Below are 17,444 nucleotides of genomic sequence, written 5' to 3' on the forward strand. Positions count from 1 at the left end.
CAATTCAAATAAAAAAAGGCTTAAACAAAGAATGAATACTAATGATTTAGACTATGCCAAAACACTCAAAGAAGAAGAGCGCTATGACTTCTTCCTGGATGTGGTTGCGCAAGAGCGGGAAATTTGGATTTTGGTGAATGACCAGCAAGAGTTTCTTAAAATAGCGTCAGATGATTCTGGTGATGAGGTTTTGCCCGTTTGGCCGCATGAGGCATTGGCGCTGGATTATAGTAAGGCTTCAGTGCAACCTTTAGTGGCTAAGAGCATTTCTTTGCCCGACTTTTTTATGAAATGGGTCGCCGGGTTAGAGGGCGATAATTTGAGCGTTGGTGTATTCCCAGGTCCCGAAGACGATGTGTGGGTGATGACGCCTGCGGAGTTAAAAAGCGATTTACAGGATGCCATTTCTAGTGCTTTTTAAGGTGGCCGTTTTTGCTAAAACTATTCTCTGGAATCACCATGTTTAAAGCCAAACCGCTTCGCAATACGTTATTCACCGTAATGGCATTGTTACTGGTATTGTTGTTAGTTTCTGCCGCGCTAGCGTATCGCGCGGGCTACACGCCGCGTTACATTGCAGCGGCGCCAGCGATGTTGGTAGGCTTTAGTGCAAAAATGTCGTGTTCTTTATATTACGTCAGTCAGCAATCTAAAGCACAAGTCCATCAAGATATAGTGTCTTACTCATCGTTATTCGGCTTTCCTACCGTGGTTTATGATGATGCTCGCCAGCGTGTGAGTGCATCGTTTTTAGGGCGTGAGCAACAGGCGCAGTACAGGCAGGGGGCTGGGTGTACCTTGGTAGATAACCACGAGACCCTACCGGCAATAACGACTATGCCGCTTTATCCTGATGACCCAATATCGCCGCAAGCCGAAGCCTCCGACTTTGATAAAAAGCTCGGTGATTTGTTGGCAGCAGATAATGCCCAGCAGCACGATACCCGTGCACTATTGGTGATGCGCGGTAATGGTGATGTTATCGGTCAAGCTTACGCAGAGGATTACCATGCACAATCGCTGTTTTTGGGTTGGTCTATGTCCAAAACCTTTACTGCAGCGCTGATAGGCAGCTTGCAGTATCGCAACGTCATTGCACCTTTCGAAAAAGAAGAAACCAGTTCAACAGCGCCATTATTTATTGAATGGCAAAAGGATGCGCGCAAGACGATTTCGTTAATCGATTTATTAACCATGACTTCCGGCCTAGCATTTAGCGAACTGTATGAACCCGGAAGCGATGCGACCAAAATGCTATTTGAAGATAAAAGTAGCAGCCTGCGACCATTGGGCAGTTCTATGGCTTTCCCCGCTGGGGAGCATTGGTTGTATTCGTCGGGCACGGCAAATTTATTATCGTTGTATGCCCATCGGGCGTTGGGGAATAGCGTTGAAAATTCGCAGCGTTATATTCAAGAATACTTATTGCACCCGCTGGGTATGAAAAAGGCAGTTTTAGAATTAGATCGTGAAGGCGTTTTTGTGGGTAGCTCGTTTATGTTTGCCACGGCGCAAGAGTGGGCTAATTTAGGGGCCTTATTTTTGAATGGCGGCACGTTTAACGATTACCAAATGTTAAATGCCGAATGGGTGCAGCAAGCGCAGTCCCCTAATCGTTCAAAGAATGATTCACGTTATGGCTTCCAGCTTTGGCTTAATCAAGGCGATGACCATCAGCCTTTGCGTTGGCCATCGTTACCGGCCAATAGTTTTGCGGCAAGGGGCAACCGTGGGCAGTTAATAATGGTGGTGCCGGAATATCAGTTGGTTATTGTGCGCTTGGGGTGGGGCAAGCCCAAATACCCAGAGGATGCTGCTGTGGCGAAGATATTAGCCCACTTACCTTAAGTGTTAGGTTGTACGAAAAAAGCTAATAAGCTTTATTAGCTCTTCGGCTTGATCTGTCATACTTTTGCTGGCGGCCGAGGCTTCTTCAACCATAGCCGCATTTTGTTGGGTCATGGCGTCCATTTGCATTACTGTTGTGTTAACTTGCTGAATGCCCTCGGCTTGCTCTTGTGATGCATCGTTTATATCTGTAATTAAATCCGAAACAGCTTTTATTGCCTCCACAATTTCGGTAAGAGTTTGGCCAGATTTATTGGCTAGGCCTGTACCGTCTGCCACTTTAGATACGCTATCGTTAATTAGGCCTTTAATTTCTTTTGCTGCCGTGGCGCTGCGTTGCGCCAAATTGCGTACTTCACCGGCAACTACGGCAAAGCCTCTACCTTGCTCACCGGCACGTGCGGCTTCTACTGCAGCATTTAGGGCTAGCAAGTTAGTTTGAAAAGCTATCTCGTCGATAACACTGATAATATCCGATATTTTTTTGCTGGCAGATTCTATTTCAGACATCGCACCAATAGTGTTATTAATTACTTCGCCGCCGTACTGGGCTTTTTGAGTGGCCTTTGTCGATAGTTCATTGGCGTGCTGAGCATTGCGAGCATTTTGTGTCACGGTGGATGTTAATTCTTCTACACTGGCGGCACTTTCTTCTAAGCTGGCTGCTTGTTCTTCGGTGCGTTGGCTTAAATCAAACGAGCCGCTTTGTACTTCTTGTGCTGAAGAATTAACATGGCTTGCGCGCTGAGCGATTTCTTTAAACATATTGTTTAAGCGCTCGAGTGTTGAATTCATGGCTTGGCGCAGTAAATCAAACTCACCGTCTAAGGTCTGATCAATTGTTTTGGTTAAATCCCCTTCAGATAGGGAAAATAAGGTATCGCTAATAAGGCTTATGGCTGTTTTTTGTGCGGTAATATCGGTGGCATATTTTACAACCTTAATGGGCTCGCCATTAGTATTGTAAATAGGGTTATATGATGCTTGAATCCAAACCGTTTTATTGTTGTTACCAATACGCTTAAATTCGCCGGAGATAAACTTACCTTGGCGCAAAGTTTGCCAAAAGTTTTTGTAATCTTCGCTATCTCGGTATTCTTTTTCAACAAACATGGAATGATGCTTGGCTTTGATATCCTCTAAGCGGTACCCCAAGGTTGTCAAAAAGTTTTCGTTAGCCTTTATAATTGTTCCGTCAAGGTTAAATTCAATAACGGCTTGTGCTTTTGATATGGCTTCTAGTTGGCCCGAATAGTCGGCATTTCTAACTTTTTCTTCAGTGATGTCGGTAGCGTACTTAACGACTTTAAAGGGCTTTCCGTTAAGATCCATAATGGGATTGTAAGATGCTTGAATCCAAATTTCTTCACCATTCTTATCGATGCGTTTAAATTCGCCAGATACAAACTCCCCGCGCTGTAGCTTCTGCCAAAAGTTACGGTATTCGACGCTTTGCTTAAGTAGGGCATCTACAAACATCGAATGATGTTGGCCTTTGATTTCTTCAAGCTTGTAATTGGTGACGGCTAAGAAATTGGTGTTGGCGTTGCGAATAGTGCCATCCATGTCGAATTCGATAACGGCTTGCGATTTGCTGATCGCCGATATTTGACCGGAAAAATCAGCTTGCTGCAGCTTTTCTTGCGTGACATCCGTGGCGTATTTTATAACCTTAAAGGGTTTCCCTTTAGGGTCCAGAATGGGGTTATAAGATGCCATTATCCAAACTTCTTTTCCGTTTTTGCCTATCCGTTTGTACTCGGCCGATTGGTGCTTTCCTTGGCGTAATTGCTCCCAGAAGCTTTGGTATTGTGTGCTGTTGCGTTGCTCCGGTGTTACAAACATGGAGTGGTGCTGGCCTTGAATTTCTGACAGGTTATAACCTACGGTCTTTAAAAAGTTATCGTTGGCTTTGATAATTGTGCCGTCTAAATTAAATTCAATAACCGCTTGGGACTTACTGATGGCGTTTATCTGCCCAGAAAAATCACTGCGCTCTATAACTTGCTGGGTAATGTCTGATGCATACTTAACAACTTTAATGGGTTTGCCGTTAAGGTCCATGATGGGGTTGTAGGAGGCTTGAATCCAAACCTCGTCCCCACCTTTATTGAGCCGCATAAATTCGCCAGATTCAAAGTTACCCTCACTTAGGCTTTGCCAAAATGCGCTGTACTCAGTGCTTTTTGCGTAGTCATCGCTTACAAATAGGCGGTGGTGTTTACCTTTTATTTCATCAAGGCGATAACCCATGGCGCTCAAAAAGTTATTGTTTGCAGTCAGAATATTGCCTCGGGTGTCGAACTCAATGACAGCAAGTGATTTATGAATGGCTGAGATTTGGCCGCTGTAATCGGCTTGTATTAATTTTTGTGCAGTTATATCGGTTGCAAATTTTATGATTTTATAAACACGGTTGTGTTCATCAAGCAGTGGATTGTAAGTCGCTTGAATCCATATGTCGTTACCTTGCTTACCGACACGCTTGAATTCGTTCTGAATAAATTCGCCATTATTTAAGCGAGCCCAAAATTGCCGATAAGCATCGCTTTTTTTTGTTTTTTCATCGACAAAAATAGAGTGGTGCTGCCCCTGAATATCTTGGAGCTGATAGCCTACTGCGTTTAAAAAAATAGCGTTGGCAGTAATAATTTTACCGTCTGGGGTGAATTCTATTGTTGCGAGCGATTTGTCGATCGCTATCATCTTGGCGGTTGTATCCCGGTTGGGGCTATTTTCTATTCCTTGTGCAGTAGGCTTTGATTTTAAAAATAGGCTGAGCATTTGGCTTCCTTGGATAAACAGGCAAGACGGTGTTCTTAGAGTATAGGCCTGCAGGCCATAAATGTAGGCTGTGTAATCGTATGTTTATACTTATAGGAAATATGAACGGTAAAGCTATGGTTATAAAATAAATAACAGGGTTTTGTTGAGGATATGTGCGCCAACATGCGAAGAGGATAGCCATATATTTATAATATATGGTGATTTATCTGCCTATGATATTTGATGGCGATTTTATTCATTATTTTTTATACGCAGTTTTTTTTGAAGGCAATTTTCCAGTCTTTCGCGTAAGTGCTTACGCGCCGGCTCTTCCTAAGTTGGCATGTCGCGGGCAAAGCTAAAAAATGCGAAGCAAATTGCCGAGAACATGTGATGCTGCTCGCAAATACTGATTTTTCATCATCCCTTTTTATTGCATTTTTGCTTAGGATACACCGCTCTAGTGGATTGCCTGTGGTTCAGTATCACGTGATATTGATTTTAGCTTGAGGCCTAATCCTGAAATTTACAAAACCGTGATTGTAGGTTTTAACAACAACGAATGCTGTTTTTGGGCATCTAATTCAAAGAGGATTTTCATGAAACAAGGTCTTACTCAGTGGTCTACCACTCTAGCTAAGGGCATGGGGGTTAGTGCGCTCGCCATGGCCATGGCTGCATGTACTGGTGGCACCACCTCTAGTTCCTCCGAGCAGCAAACGCAAAGCTCTGCACCGGTTATTACCTCTTCGGCTAATAATGTAAGCAGTGCGCCAGTTGTTACTTCTAGTAGCATGGCTACGGCATCTTCCACTCCTAGTCTAGCGGATGATGATGTGGCTATTGTCGCCAATTACGATGGCAATATTCCATTGCTAGCAGCTAAAGGCCGGCCTGGCGCGCCTTTGCAAACTGACGGTAACCCATTTCAAGATTCGTACTTTTACTTGAGTCCAGATATCAAAACAATGATGGATTACTCGCTTGAGATCGCAGGTGATGGCGGCGCCATGACCGATAAAATCAAGTACGTTCAGCACCAGCCAAGCGCTATTTGGATGGACTCTACAGCAACGATTGGCGGGGACATTGAAGCTGGTCGTCGATCGTTAGTTCAGCATCTTGATGCCGCTGTAGCACAACAAAATTACTATGCTGAACAAGATGGTCAAATCTCTCCAATGACTGTTGTAGTAATTGTTTATAACTTGCCCGATCGTGATTGTGCGGCTTTTGCTTCTAACGGCAAGCTTTACGAAGTGGGCAAGCCACAAGATCCTATGCCTAATGATGGCATGGCCCGCTACCGCGATGAGTATCTAGGCCAAATTCTGGATGCGTTCCAAGCTAAGCCTGAATTTGCAAACTTGCGCCTTGTTGCCATGTTAGAGCCAGACTCATACCCCAATATGATTACCAATACCGATCTAAACCCTGACGGCCCAGCTTTGACGTGGCCCGCGTTAACTTCTGCAAGCGGCGAAACTTACTGTGATAGCTTGCTGACGAAATACTCTTCGCCAGGTCTAGAGTCTGGTTTGGGTGTTTATGGTCATGGTTTGCAAATTGCTATTGAAGAGCTCGCAAAAATCGATAACACCTATACCTATCTTGATATTGCACATGCTGGCTGGTTAGGTTGGGATGGCAATCTAGAGCGTGGCGTAGAAGGCTTTATTAAATTAATTGCAGGTGCTAACACCGACGGCATTAGTGGCTTCAGTAAAGTACGTGGTTTTGCATCAAATACGTCTGGCTACACACCACTTGAAGAGCCTGCTATCTCCAACGCTGACGGCGATAAAATGGATTTGGCTGATTTCTATGAGTGGAACTCTGCGGTTGATGAGATGACCTATATCGACCGCTTTAACGCTGCTGTGAAATCTGAGCAACCGGGCTTTAATCCAGGGTTTATTATCGATACTGCGCGTAATGGCTGGGGTCGCCCTGGTCGCCCAACACCAGGTAGCGGTAGTCGCGGCACTAATTTGAGTGACAAAGTTGATCTGCGTGCGCACCGAGGCCACTGGTGTAATGTTGATAAAGCGGGTGTTGGTGAAACTTCAAAAGCATCACCTGATAGCTCACGTCCCCACTTGGATGCGTTCTTTTGGATGAAGCCACCGGGTGAAGCTGACGGTATTTCGTTTGATGTTAAGGATTACCCTAAAGGGGGAGCTGCATACAATGCGCTTGATGCAGTTGATAAAGAAGTTGTGGATTCTGCCGCTAACCCCATTTACGAAGGTAAAGCTTTAGATACTATGTGTATTCCTGGATCTATTCGTGATGGCGATAAAGCAACTGAGCCTATGCCTTTCCTTTCTCCTCATGCGGGCGGTTGGTTTCATAAGCAGTTTATTGAATTGATTAACAATGCTTACCCGCCATTGGGCACCTCTGACTACTAAGTGATAACTTAGCTTCATCAAAACCAGATTTTTCTGGCTTTAAAAACGGCGCTTTCAAGCGCCGTTTTTTTATGCCTGTTATATGCCCCTTATTTCAAATGTGAATTAAAAGTCGGTATTGGTCTTTCAGTTCAACATCTAATATCCTGCTAAATATTGATGATTCAAAAATAGAGAAAAGCTATTCTGTGTTTTAAGGCACTGTTTTTTTTGCCTTGGAGTAAGGTAATGTTTAAAACGTCTAACGCGTTTAAAAGGCTAATGGTGCCGCTCGTGGTGTTGGCGCTTTCGTTAGGCGCTAGTTTTTAAAGCCTAGTGACTGGTGTTGCTGGTTTTTTTGACTTATGACGTGAAAACAATCTTTTGTTCACGTTAGGCTGCGCAGCTTTGCAGGCTGGCATACCATTGTTTGGTGGCATCAATTAGACTCCCTCCAAAATAATTACAATGGCATGAGAGGGCAGTACTTTGTTAGCTGATGATGGGGTAGACCAACATAAAAGGCGCTTTATAAGAACATTGGCTGGTGGCTCTGCCGTGGGGTTAACGGTTTCGAGTTTGCCGGCAAGCCTAGCGGCCAACGCTCGTGAACTTGAGCGTACGGGGGCTAGCCCTGCTTACCAGCCATCTTGGGCTCCGGAGCCTGGCAAGGCGGTGCAGCGTATTGATGGTTTGCCAAAGGTCTTGGGGCAAAAATTGTATGCTAGGGATTTTCGCGCAAAAGACATTCCTGCTTGGCCCAATAAAGAATACATCGTGCATCCATTGCGTTGTGACCGAATAGATAGTGTTGTAACGGGCTATAGCTATAGCATGTTACCCAAGGCACTGCAGCCCATTGCCGTTGTTGATGCGGCTAAACTAGCTGCAGATAACATGAGCCTTGGCGGCGGCATGAGTAAGCCTTTTTTTACCGCTATTAATAAAATGCCTGATTATTATGGCCAGCCGGTGGCCTTGTTAATTTTTAGTAGCTTTGATGTTTATCGCAAGGCATTAAAAATTCTACAATTTAATAAACAGTGCATCGCGTACCAGTTTTCTTCCGCTAGCCAACCGGTCAGTGATTACAGCCCGAATAGTAATTATGTGCGTGATGCCGCACAAGGCTTTAGCAAGGTTGCCAGTGATGATTACGCCACCCGTTACCCTGCTATAGCGAATAGTATTCGTGATGACATTGCCTCGGCGGATGACTTGGGTTGGCAGTGTTTCCATCAAAAATTTAAAACCCAAGTGATGGACCCCATGTTTATGGAGCCTGAGGCGGGGCTGGCATGGTACGATAGTCAAAAAAATAAGTTACATTTACTTCTGGGTACGCAATCCCCCGTAGGCGATATAGCGGGTGCTGCAGAAATTTTTAGCGCTGATAATTGTGCATACCCGTTATATAAAGACGATGCTGTCGAACTTATTTCGTGTTACCCCGGTGGAGGCTTTGGCGGCCGAGATAAATCATATTTCACAATGTATTTAGCTATGGCTGCGCCTTATGCTAAAGGTGCAGTTTTGCGTTGGTCGCATACCCGCTTCGAACAATTTCAAGTTGGCCTTAAACGGCATAAAACCGATTTTTGGGAAACTTTGGCTTTTGATAAAAGCGGACGCATGCAAGCGCTGGAATGCGACTTTGTTATGAATGGCGGTGGCCGAGAAAACCTGAGCCCTTATGTTGCTCAGCTGGCAGCGTTGAGTAGTTTTTGTGCTTACGATATCCCCAAAGCTGTGGCGACAGCCAAGGCTACCAATACTAAAGATATTTTAGGCGGTTCACAGCGCGGCTTTGGCGGCCCGCAAGCATTTTTAGCAATAGAAACCCTAATTGATGAAGCGGCCTATTACTTTAAAAAGAGCCCTTTTAACCTGCGCAGGAAGAATTTATTAACATCTAATAGCCAAACCATTACAGGTGCGCCAATAACACAAGATTTACAACTCACAGAAATTTTAGACCAACTAGAGGTTCACTCTTTATGGCGCGATCGTAAAAAAGTGCAGCGTGAATACCGCCGCGAAGGTTTGCGCTATGGCGTGGGGTTAGCATTATCGAACGAAGCTTATGGTACCAGTGGCGACGGCATGTTTGGTGGTGTGCAACTAAACCGTGATGGCACACTTACCGTACGCACCCCTTATATAGATATGGGCAATGGCGCAGCCACGGCACTGGGGTTAGCGCCAGCAAGGTATTTAGGTTTGAATGCCAGCCATATAAAAATGGGAGATGCCGCGTATTTTGATGCTTTAGGGCTAACAACTTCAAGTAGCCAGTCATCAGCGGATAATTACGTTATTAAAGCGTCGGGGTCGGCGAGCGCTTGTTTGGGCGCTTTTTACCAATATCATGTGGTTGAGCAGGCAGGGTTAGCTTTTTTACTCGAGGCAGTATTGCCGGCTGTTATTCACTTGCTGGGGCGCACGTTATCCCATGACGATTTACGTTGGCAGGATGGCTATTGTATTGTTGAGGGGCAATCGCCTATTGATTGGAGCTCTATTGTTGCTGTTATCTTCGATCAGCGTTTACCCACTTATGCTGCTGTGCATGCTTCTTTTGTCGGGCAGTTTTCACTCGGTAATTTTCGGTTTTCGGCGTTAACAAAAATAAACCCAAGTTTAACTTTGCCACTAGATTACATTGCAGTCGGTACCGATGAATTTAATCTGCAACCTGTTAAGCGCTTAAAGGTGGTTAACCCGCCGCCAGAAGCCTTTAACTATGGCCGCAGCACTTATGCGCCTTGTGGGGCATTGGTTGCTGTCATGGTAAACCCAAATACGGGTGATGTAAGAGTGCGTGATTGCGTTAGTGTATTAAGTGCTGGTGTACAGCATTGCCCCGAGTTAATTAGCGGCCAATCGCAAGGGGGGGTTGCAATGGCAATAGGTTATGCCTTGCTGGAAGACTGCCCTATTAGCGCCGACGGGCCTGGTAACGGCTTGTGGAATTTAAATCGTTACCACTTAGCCAAAATGGCCGATGTTCCTAAAAACCAGCAGCTAATCGTATTACCGCCGGGTAAAGGCGAAACTACAGCACGCGGTATTGCCGAGGCCGTTATGTGCCCGATTGCGCCGGCTATTTTAAATGCTTTAGCCATGGCGATAGATGGTCATCGCTTTACGCAGTTGCCAGTTAAAAATAGCCATATTCTGGAGGCTTTAGCATGAGTGTAAATAATACAGGGGTACAGTTTTACGTAAATGGTAAAGTCGCTACAGCAAAAGCAGACGATGCCGATATGGCGTTGGTAGATTATTTGCACGAGCGAGAAAACTTAACGGGCACAAAATTTTGTTGCGGTGTGGGTGTATGCCGTGCCTGTACGGTAGCTGTGCGAAATCAGAAAGATGCGCCGTTGGAAAAAGCCTTGTCGTGCTCAACCCCACTCAGTGCGATTAACGGTATGCATGTGTACACGGTGGAATCGCTCGGTAATCAGGACCAATTAGCGCCATTACAGGACGCTTTTTTAAAGCATTTTTCTTTTCAATGTGGTTACTGCACCTCGGGTTTTTTAATGGCGGCTACTGCTTTATTGGAGCATTTGGCTGTTACCAAAATCGAAGAGCGTGAATTAGATAATATGATCGAGAAATGGATTGGTGGCAATATTTGTCGGTGCACCGGTTATATTCGTTATATAGCAGCAATTCGGGAGGTTGCTTTACCTGTCGTTAGGCATACAGCTGCGTTGGCGGCTACCCCAGTGAGTGTGAAATTGGCCGGAGGCGCTATCAATGGGTAACGATTGTTTGCATTTAAAGCGCATATTACTAATGGCATGCATGGCATTATTGGGGCTGGGCGGTTGCAGTAAAATTGAAACGCAAAAGGCGGCTAGCGAGCCAGAAACACTTTTGCAATATGGCCAAATGTGTACCGATTTAATTGGTGAAATTCCTGCCTTTAATTGTAATGATGGCGAAGTTGTACCCATTACGGTTAACGGTGAAATTCCAAAAGATTACAGCAAGGTAACAACGTGTGATAAACCTGCCATGTTGCCTTATGCTGACGATACCTTTGGCCAGTGTACGCCATATTCTAAAGTGTTGGATTTGTCCCGTGGGGAGGTACAGATATCGGCTTTTTGCCGCAGAGAGTATTTACGAGAACCACAAAGCCCGCTGTACGACGAAGTTGATATTATTTTGCATAGCGTGGCCACTGGTGATACTTGTTGGTTTCATGCGGAATCGCCAGAAGGTGATAGCGCTGGTTTTGATGCCAGCCGTGTACCGCCCCCGAACGAAAAAATACCGCCGGCAGGCCGCGTAAGCGCTGAGCAATTTTGGTGGACACCGCAAGCTACTGCCACGAAAGAATGTGGTAGTTGCCACGATGCCGACCCTTTTATGTATAGCCCTTATATTGGCCAAGTTTGGCATAAAGTACCGACCGACCCTTGGGGGTATTACAATAATTATATTGGTTCAGCTTTTAATTCATGGCCAGAGCCCCAGGCAATAACAACGCGCGATAATACCTGCAACGGTTGCCATCGCATTGGCAATTTAAACAGTTGCGACATGGGCATAATTGCATCTGCCGCTGGGCGCATGCCAATTAAAGGTGCGAATGAACGCGGCAATACATATCCTTTAAATCATTGGATGCCTGCGGATAATTTTCACTCAGAAGTTTTTTGGAATACGGTTTATAGCAATTCCGTCGATGCATTATTATCGTGTTGCGCAGACCCAAATCAAACAGGCTGCAAGTTGACGCCGATAACGGGGCGGGACTTTTAGGCACTGTGGCGATAGGTTGTGCGGTGTTAGGTTAATATTAATGATAAGGGCGCATGGCTGTAATGCACTAGTCACCGCTTCAGCGCCGATAACTCTGTTCAGTAATAGTAATTTGGATAACAGTTTTTTTACTTTTATAGGGGCGTTTATTAAGTTGTGCTATTTGTTGTCTTGGCTGTAAAAACGAACAAAGCGGCCGATCATTAATCGCATTTGGGCGAGCATGGCCACTATAAAGCCTACGCCGCCAATAATGAGGCCGGCCAAAACGCAAAGCTCTTGCTCGATGGAGGCAGGCATATTGTTATTGGCCACAATAATAAGGCCTAAGCCTATCGCAAAACCAATAACACCTAAGCGAAACTGTTTGAAAATTAGTTTGGGGTCGGCGCTGTAGTGCACAATAAGCGCCTGCCAATAGCGGCTGTTGCGTAGTGCCACAAAATATTTAAGCATTATTGCTTAGCCAGCGGGTGGCGGCATGTTGATCGCTTTCTTTGGCTTCGACCCATTTATCGCCTTCTTTTTTCCAAAAAGGTGCCTGTGTTTTTAATAAATCGATAATGCAATGGCAGGCTTCAAAAGCGGCCTGCCGATGAGCGCTAGCGACGCCAACAAATACAATTTGCGCGCAAGAGCTTAGCTTGCCTACACGGTGGATCACCGTAACTGCATCAAGTGGCCATTGTTTGCAGGCATTATTGGCTATTTGCTCAAGTACTTGCTCTGTCATCCCTGGGTAATGCTCTAACTCAAAGTTTGTTTTGCCGTGGGCTGTATTGGCTGTGGTGGGCGCGAATTCGCGTACCAACCCTGTGAATGTAACTACAGCGCCTATTGCTGAGGAAACCCGCAATTGTTGATATTGCAGGTTTTGATCAAAGTCTTCACTTTGCACGCTAATACGTATTTGGGGTTGTTGCTTTTCCATTGGTGCCATTTTGTCTGCTGTGTTGGAATTAATTGCCATTTTCCGCGCTTACTGGTCGAGCGCTAGTGGTGCGCTTAGTCGTGTTAGCCTAGCCTGTTTCACAGGCACGGTGATACTAAGGTATTACTTTGCTTAGTGTTAGCCAATAGCGCGGTTGCGTCCAGTAATTAAGTGGAGTTGGGTGAAATAGCGCCTATAACTGTTGGGGCTACTGCAGGGGGACTGTCACGCAATGCGTGGATTTTTGTGATGTGGTTATTAGATCTTTGGTTCAAAACAGTTCTACTAGTGAGTCTTCTTGTTTCTTCACATCTGCCGCCATACAATTGGTGGATAAATAATCAATAATTATACTTTTAGCGTTATTTGAAGCGTTTAGGAATATTACTTTTACACGGTAGTGACGGCTTAGCTAGGACCCGCTCGTAACGAGAAAGTGTTTTTTAACCCAAACGAGAATAATTATGCTTGATACTCCCCTTCAACAATTGGTTGCACAGCATTGGCGCTCGGCCTTACTAGCTAGTGCGTCTGTGATGCTTTCTGCGTGTGTTGCTACTGATAATAGCTCTAGTAGTGCGGTGGAAGTTAGCTCTGAGGCTGCTGTTTCTAGTAGCTCTGAAGTGGTTGTTCCCAGCAGTTCGGTTGCGCCTTCATCGAGCTCAGTCGAAAGCTCTTCAAGCCAGGCTGTGGTTGTTTCAAGCAGTTCTGCTGCTGTTTCTAGCTCGGAAGAGGCCTGTGAAGAACCTAATGGCGGCCAGTTTGCATCGGGGGAGACTCTTTTTGAGGGCTGCATAGCTTGTCATGGTGTGCCAACAGCAGATGGGAAAACAGCTGGTGGTCTCGGAGGCCCCATTGATGTGGCTGATGTTGGTGGTGATTTGTATGGTAAAACGAATTCGCCGACATTAGCGGGTTATATCGAATCTGCTATGTCTCAGCATTTTAATATGTGTGACGCTTCAGATGCGAGCTGTGCTGCAGACGTTGCCTACTACTTAAACGTAGCCACTGGCCTTATTGCTGTCGCGCAAGTTTGTGAAAGCTCGAGTTCTGAGGCGGAGCAATCAAGCTCGATTGAGGCGTCTTCCAGCAGTGCAGCACCAGTAGGTATGAGCTTATTGAGTAGCCCTGGCACTTTCGCTAATGGAGGGGAAGGTTTTAATGTAATTCCTTCGGCGAGCTTTGGTGGTGAAGTTAGTTTTTCTATACCTTCAGCGAATACAGCGGAGCCTTGGGCTGTGCAGATGACGCACGAGTTGAGTGTGACTGCTGGTGAGCAATATGTAATTTGCTTTGATGCGAAAACGACTGCTAGCGCAGGAATGCGTAGCTTAACGGTGGGTTTTGATAATAATGCCACGGGTGGTTATGCGAATATCAGCGGTGGCCATATCGACGAGATACTAACGGCTCAGTACCAAAACTTCTCACCAGTAGTGACGGCTGATGCAACAGCCGCCGATGCCCGCTTGTACTTCAATCTGGCGGCCGAAGCTGGGGATGTTCAGCTCGATAACATCGCTGTTTATCAAGGCGGTAGCTGTGGTGGCGTGGTTGAGGGTAGTTCATCTTCGGCGGTTACAAGTTCTAGTGCGCCTGCTGTGAGCTCTTCTAGTCAAGCTACTACAAGCAGTGCGTCGAACCCTGGCAACGGTAATTTAATTATTAATGATGATTTTGAAGGTCAATCGAATAATACGGCTCCTTCTGGCTGGAAAACATTCTTGCAGTATCAGATAGACCCGCAAGGCAATAGCGCTGGTGCCAGTACTTTTGCCTTGATTGACTCCAGCAAAGCTCACTCTGGTTCTAATTCTGTAAGGATTAAAACGGGAGGTACTTCAATTCAGCCATCATTTATTTTTCAAGATTTACCCAGTGGGCAGGATGCTTTTTATTCTCGCTTTTGGATGAATATTCCGGTGGCGCTAGGCGGTGGGGTTAAAGGTGGTGATGGGAATCACGTGCACTTTATGGCTTACTCTACTGAAATGAGCGGTTCTAATAAGCAAGAGCTTCGTTTTGGTACGCTACAAGATGCAATTTTAGGTGCATTCTTACCTAAAGGTATTGATGCAGGCACAGAGAACATCGTTCCAACCGCAACCATTCCTGCTAATCAGTGGGTGTGTTTAGAGTTTGCCGTTGTTAAAAATAGTATGTTTGATCAGGTTTACGCTTGGGTTGATGGGCAGGTAATACTTGAGGCGGTGTCTCCATCTGCATGGGCGCGCGACCCAGGCCAATTCTTCAGCACAGTTTCTGCAGATTCTAAGATAGACAATCATGTTTCATTTGGTTGGAGATCATTTGGAGATAATAAGGGCGTCGAAAATGTTTGGTTTGACGATATCGCTGTTTCCACAGAAGGCCGCGTAGGATGTAACTAATAAGTATGTTATTAGATTTTAGCGTGCTGTTTTTGAACACGTAATTCCTTAGAGCTCCCGTCCATTGGCTGAATGATCACTGGCAAGGAGCTTGTTTATGGAAGTCTCTTTATGCAACATCCTATAGCCCATAGAGCACCCGCTTTATGGGCTTTTTTAATGCCTTTTTAGTAAGGGCGGCCTCGGTGGGAGGGAATGTTACCGGGTTTAAGTGCAAGCAGGCCTTATTCAAGGCGCCTACGGGTATTGCTAGGCAGTTGCTCAAAGAATGATTTGTAGTCTTTACTCAGGCGTGAATAGTTTACTGCGCCTAGCTGCCCGGCGATATCGGCCAAGCTGAGCTTTAAATTATCGGCGTTTTGGATAATTGCTGACCGGTAACGATTAAGTTGAATAGCTTTTAAATACTCGCCTGGGCTGCCGTTTAGTACATCATCAAAGGCTTTCTCTAACCCGCGTTGCGAAACATGGCAGGCTTGGGCTACGTCCGAAATTTTACGAAAAGCAAAAGGTTGCGCCTGCATTAAGCGCAGTGTTCTCAGTAGCAGGTTATTGCGGCTATTGGGGCGGTACAAGCTTGCGTTGCTCGAATTTAATAGCTGCGCTGATAGCTCAAATACCGATAGGGGCTGGGCGGTTGTCGAACTATCAAATTGTTTGATTAATGTATCGCGAAGATCATTTCGGGTGAGTGTTAAAAAAGGTTGCTGGCTATCAGAGCTAGGGGAAATTAGGCGCTGCTTTAATGTATTTATTAATGAATTCTTTGTTTTTTGGTCTTCGTGATTTGTGTTGTCAATATCTTCAATTGAAAATGCAAAAAGTGTGGTGTTTGGGGCAACCACCATATCGTATAGGGCGTCAGCTTTAAGCACAAAAATATCATGCTCGGTGATTTTGCGACCATTTAAGAATAGCGTTCCTTGCGGTGCTACAAAACCAAAAATAAATTTTTGAGGGCACAGTATGGATACTTGCAGCATGTAGCTGAGGTTGGCCGTACTCTTTAGCCCGCTAACACCATTGGCTGCAAGCAGTGTTCTGTCGCCACAAAATTTACCCGGTGAAAGTTGAGTATGTTGTATATGGCAATAGCGTGGAAATACTGAAAATCTTTTTAATGATAATCCTAGTGTTGGAATAACAAGCCGCTTGGAGCGTTTTAAGGCATTCGCGGGTGATTTAATATCTCTTTTTAATGGGGTACTTATATCGAGCATAGAGGACAACAGCCTGCAATGATTGCGTAGGCCGAATAGTGTTCGGCACAGCTCTCCGTGATGCTCATCCTTGAAACCAACGCAACAACTTGGTTATATCAAATTAACGAAAACTGATTATAAGCAATAATGAGTTACGCGCCATGAAAAAAATGGGCCATTAGCGAACAGTTCATTTAATTTCTCGCCGATTTTTGAAACTAAGCCTAAGGTCAATGTAGCGAAAATGACTTTTAGTTGAGTTTAATCGCCTTTAGTTAATTGTTGTGTAGCCTATTTATTGGCCGTTTGCCGTTGTATTGGTTGTAAAGTCAAAGGATTAATATATGAAAGTCTCTGATGAAGATACCACCATGAGCGCAATGCAAAGTGCTTATCAGGCGGGCATTGTCGCGCGTGCATCTCGTAGGTTAATTGAGTGTCATAATCTGGAATCTTTTTTATGTTGTGCTCATAAAACCCTACAAGACCTAGGGTGTTCTGGCTTTGCGCAGTTTCAATTTAATGAGGAATCTCGTCATATTAAATTTGGTGATACAGTCAGGCTTCACCAGCGGGCTGCGCTGCATGGCGCTGAAGCGTATGTAGATGGGCGAGATGATAGCCAATTTACGTATCATGGCGAGCAAATCCTATTAATTATTGATATCGAATTTTGTAACCCCCGTGATAGCGATATATTGAAAGATAATGTGGCTATTTTTGCAGATTCCATGAGCTCTTGGCTGGATCATCACTCAAAATTACATCGCGAGCGGGTCACTTCTGCGGCCGAAAAACTTAGCGTCGTTAATAATCTGAATAATTTCACGCGCTGCTTATATCGTATTAATGACCACTTACTGGAAACACAGCGCCATGTTCGTGAGGATTTGCTATCGCAATTAATTACTGCTTTTCCTGTTATGGGGCTAGATGCCGATCAGGAAAATACAATTCTCGATATTGTTAATGCTGCAATAGAAAGAGAAAATCAGCTACTTGGGTCACAGATAAAACAAAATATTGAGTTACGATCACTAATGGAAAGTGCGGTAGAGGCTTTGACCCCAGCTGAAAAAAGGTACTATGCAACGCCCTTATTGGATGATGATATTATTTTGTTTAATTGAGG

12 protein-coding genes are annotated in these 17,444 nt (G+C 45.0%); 8 read left to right on the forward strand and 4 right to left on the reverse strand.

Annotated features, from left to right (window positions below; all coding sequences use genetic code 11):
- Positions 1-31: 31 nt before the first annotated feature.
- Both MARGE09_RS08655 and MARGE09_RS08660 read left to right on the forward strand, forming a co-directional pair.
- On the forward strand, positions 32-421 hold the full coding sequence (locus MARGE09_RS08655) for a DUF2750 domain-containing protein (RefSeq protein WP_236986933.1): 390 nt from the start codon (positions 32-34) through the stop codon (positions 419-421).
- Positions 422-459: 38 nt separating this feature from the next.
- A complete protein-coding gene (locus tag MARGE09_RS08660; RefSeq protein WP_236986934.1) occupies positions 460-1,848 on the forward strand; it encodes a serine hydrolase domain-containing protein in 1,389 nt (462 codons plus the stop codon).
- Positions 1,849-1,851: 3 nt separating this feature from the next.
- On the opposite strand, the gene MARGE09_RS08665 is transcribed toward MARGE09_RS08660, so the two are convergent.
- Entirely contained in the window at positions 1,852-4,632 is a 2,781-nt protein-coding gene (locus MARGE09_RS08665) for a methyl-accepting chemotaxis protein (RefSeq protein WP_236986935.1), read from the reverse strand.
- A 581-nt stretch (positions 4,633-5,213) separates the two neighbouring features.
- Here MARGE09_RS08665 and MARGE09_RS08670 point away from each other — a divergent pair.
- From MARGE09_RS08670 to MARGE09_RS08685, 4 genes are all read left to right on the forward strand, one after another.
- A complete protein-coding gene (locus tag MARGE09_RS08670; RefSeq protein ID WP_236986936.1) occupies positions 5,214-7,028 on the forward strand; it encodes a glycoside hydrolase family 6 protein in 1,815 nt (604 codons plus the stop codon).
- Between the two features lie 468 nt (positions 7,029-7,496).
- On the forward strand, positions 7,497-10,202 hold the full coding sequence (locus MARGE09_RS08675) for a xanthine dehydrogenase family protein molybdopterin-binding subunit (protein WP_236986937.1): 2,706 nt from the start codon (positions 7,497-7,499) through the stop codon (positions 10,200-10,202).
- Positions 10,199-10,780 carry a (2Fe-2S)-binding protein gene (locus MARGE09_RS08680; protein ID WP_236986938.1) on the forward strand — a complete coding sequence of 194 codons (582 nt, stop codon included), beginning with the start codon at positions 10,199-10,201 and terminating at the stop codon, positions 10,778-10,780. Before MARGE09_RS08675 ends, MARGE09_RS08680 begins: the two co-directional genes overlap by 4 nt.
- Entirely contained in the window at positions 10,773-11,786 is a 1,014-nt protein-coding gene (locus MARGE09_RS08685) for a hypothetical protein (RefSeq protein ID WP_236986939.1), read from the forward strand. Before MARGE09_RS08680 ends, MARGE09_RS08685 begins: the two co-directional genes overlap by 8 nt.
- A 159-nt stretch (positions 11,787-11,945) precedes the next feature.
- Here MARGE09_RS08685 and MARGE09_RS08690 read toward each other — a convergent pair whose 3' ends face one another.
- Positions 11,946-12,242: a hypothetical protein gene (locus MARGE09_RS08690; RefSeq protein ID WP_236986940.1), complete on the reverse strand. Its 297-nt coding sequence runs from the start codon at positions 12,240-12,242 to the stop codon at positions 11,946-11,948.
- A complete protein-coding gene (locus tag MARGE09_RS08695) occupies positions 12,235-12,717 on the reverse strand; it encodes a molybdenum cofactor biosynthesis protein MoaE (RefSeq protein ID WP_236987345.1) in 483 nt (160 codons plus the stop codon). Before MARGE09_RS08695 ends, MARGE09_RS08690 begins: the two co-directional genes overlap by 8 nt.
- A gap of 464 nt (positions 12,718-13,181) precedes the next feature.
- Here MARGE09_RS08695 and MARGE09_RS08700 point away from each other — a divergent pair, with 464 nt between their 5' ends.
- A complete protein-coding gene (locus MARGE09_RS08700) occupies positions 13,182-15,110 on the forward strand; it encodes a hypothetical protein (protein WP_236986941.1) in 1,929 nt (642 codons plus the stop codon).
- A gap of 224 nt (positions 15,111-15,334) precedes the next feature.
- Here MARGE09_RS08700 and MARGE09_RS08705 read toward each other — a convergent pair whose 3' ends face one another.
- Complete coding sequence (locus MARGE09_RS08705; protein ID WP_236986942.1) at positions 15,335-16,330, reverse strand: AraC family transcriptional regulator; 996 nt, start codon at positions 16,328-16,330, stop codon at positions 15,335-15,337.
- A gap of 326 nt (positions 16,331-16,656) precedes the next feature.
- On the opposite strand from MARGE09_RS08705, the gene MARGE09_RS08710 reads away from it, so the two are divergent.
- Complete coding sequence (locus tag MARGE09_RS08710) at positions 16,657-17,442, forward strand: hypothetical protein (protein ID WP_236986943.1); 786 nt, start codon at positions 16,657-16,659, stop codon at positions 17,440-17,442.
- Positions 17,443-17,444 lie beyond the last annotated feature (2 nt).

Origin of the sequence: Marinagarivorans cellulosilyticus (assembly GCF_021655555.1) — a bacterium.
Classification (GTDB): Bacteria; Pseudomonadota; Gammaproteobacteria; order Pseudomonadales; family Cellvibrionaceae; genus Marinagarivorans; species Marinagarivorans cellulosilyticus.

What these genes read in the sequence shown, in the direction of transcription:
- MARGE09_RS08655 (WP_236986933.1), top strand. Translation starts at nt 32, where the DNA reads ATGAATACTAATGATTTAGACTATGCCAAAACACTCAAAGAAGAAGAG.
- MARGE09_RS08660 (WP_236986934.1), top strand. Translation starts at nt 460, where the DNA reads ATGTTTAAAGCCAAACCGCTTCGCAATACGTTATTCACCGTAATGGCA.
- MARGE09_RS08665 (WP_236986935.1), bottom strand. Translation starts at nt 4,632, where the DNA reads ATGCTCAGCCTATTTTTAAAATCAAAGCCTACTGCACAAGGAATAGAA.
- MARGE09_RS08670 (WP_236986936.1), top strand. Translation starts at nt 5,214, where the DNA reads ATGAAACAAGGTCTTACTCAGTGGTCTACCACTCTAGCTAAGGGCATG.
- MARGE09_RS08680 (WP_236986938.1), top strand. Translation starts at nt 10,199, where the DNA reads ATGAGTGTAAATAATACAGGGGTACAGTTTTACGTAAATGGTAAAGTC.
- MARGE09_RS08685 (WP_236986939.1), top strand. Translation starts at nt 10,773, where the DNA reads ATGGGTAACGATTGTTTGCATTTAAAGCGCATATTACTAATGGCATGC.
- MARGE09_RS08690 (WP_236986940.1), bottom strand. Translation starts at nt 12,242, where the DNA reads ATGCTTAAATATTTTGTGGCACTACGCAACAGCCGCTATTGGCAGGCG.
- MARGE09_RS08695 (WP_236987345.1), bottom strand. Translation starts at nt 12,717, where the DNA reads ATGGAAAAGCAACAACCCCAAATACGTATTAGCGTGCAAAGTGAAGAC.
- MARGE09_RS08700 (WP_236986941.1), top strand. Translation starts at nt 13,182, where the DNA reads ATGCTTGATACTCCCCTTCAACAATTGGTTGCACAGCATTGGCGCTCG.
- MARGE09_RS08705 (WP_236986942.1), bottom strand. Translation starts at nt 16,330, where the DNA reads ATGCTCGATATAAGTACCCCATTAAAAAGAGATATTAAATCACCCGCG.
- MARGE09_RS08710 (WP_236986943.1), top strand. Translation starts at nt 16,657, where the DNA reads ATGAAAGTCTCTGATGAAGATACCACCATGAGCGCAATGCAAAGTGCT.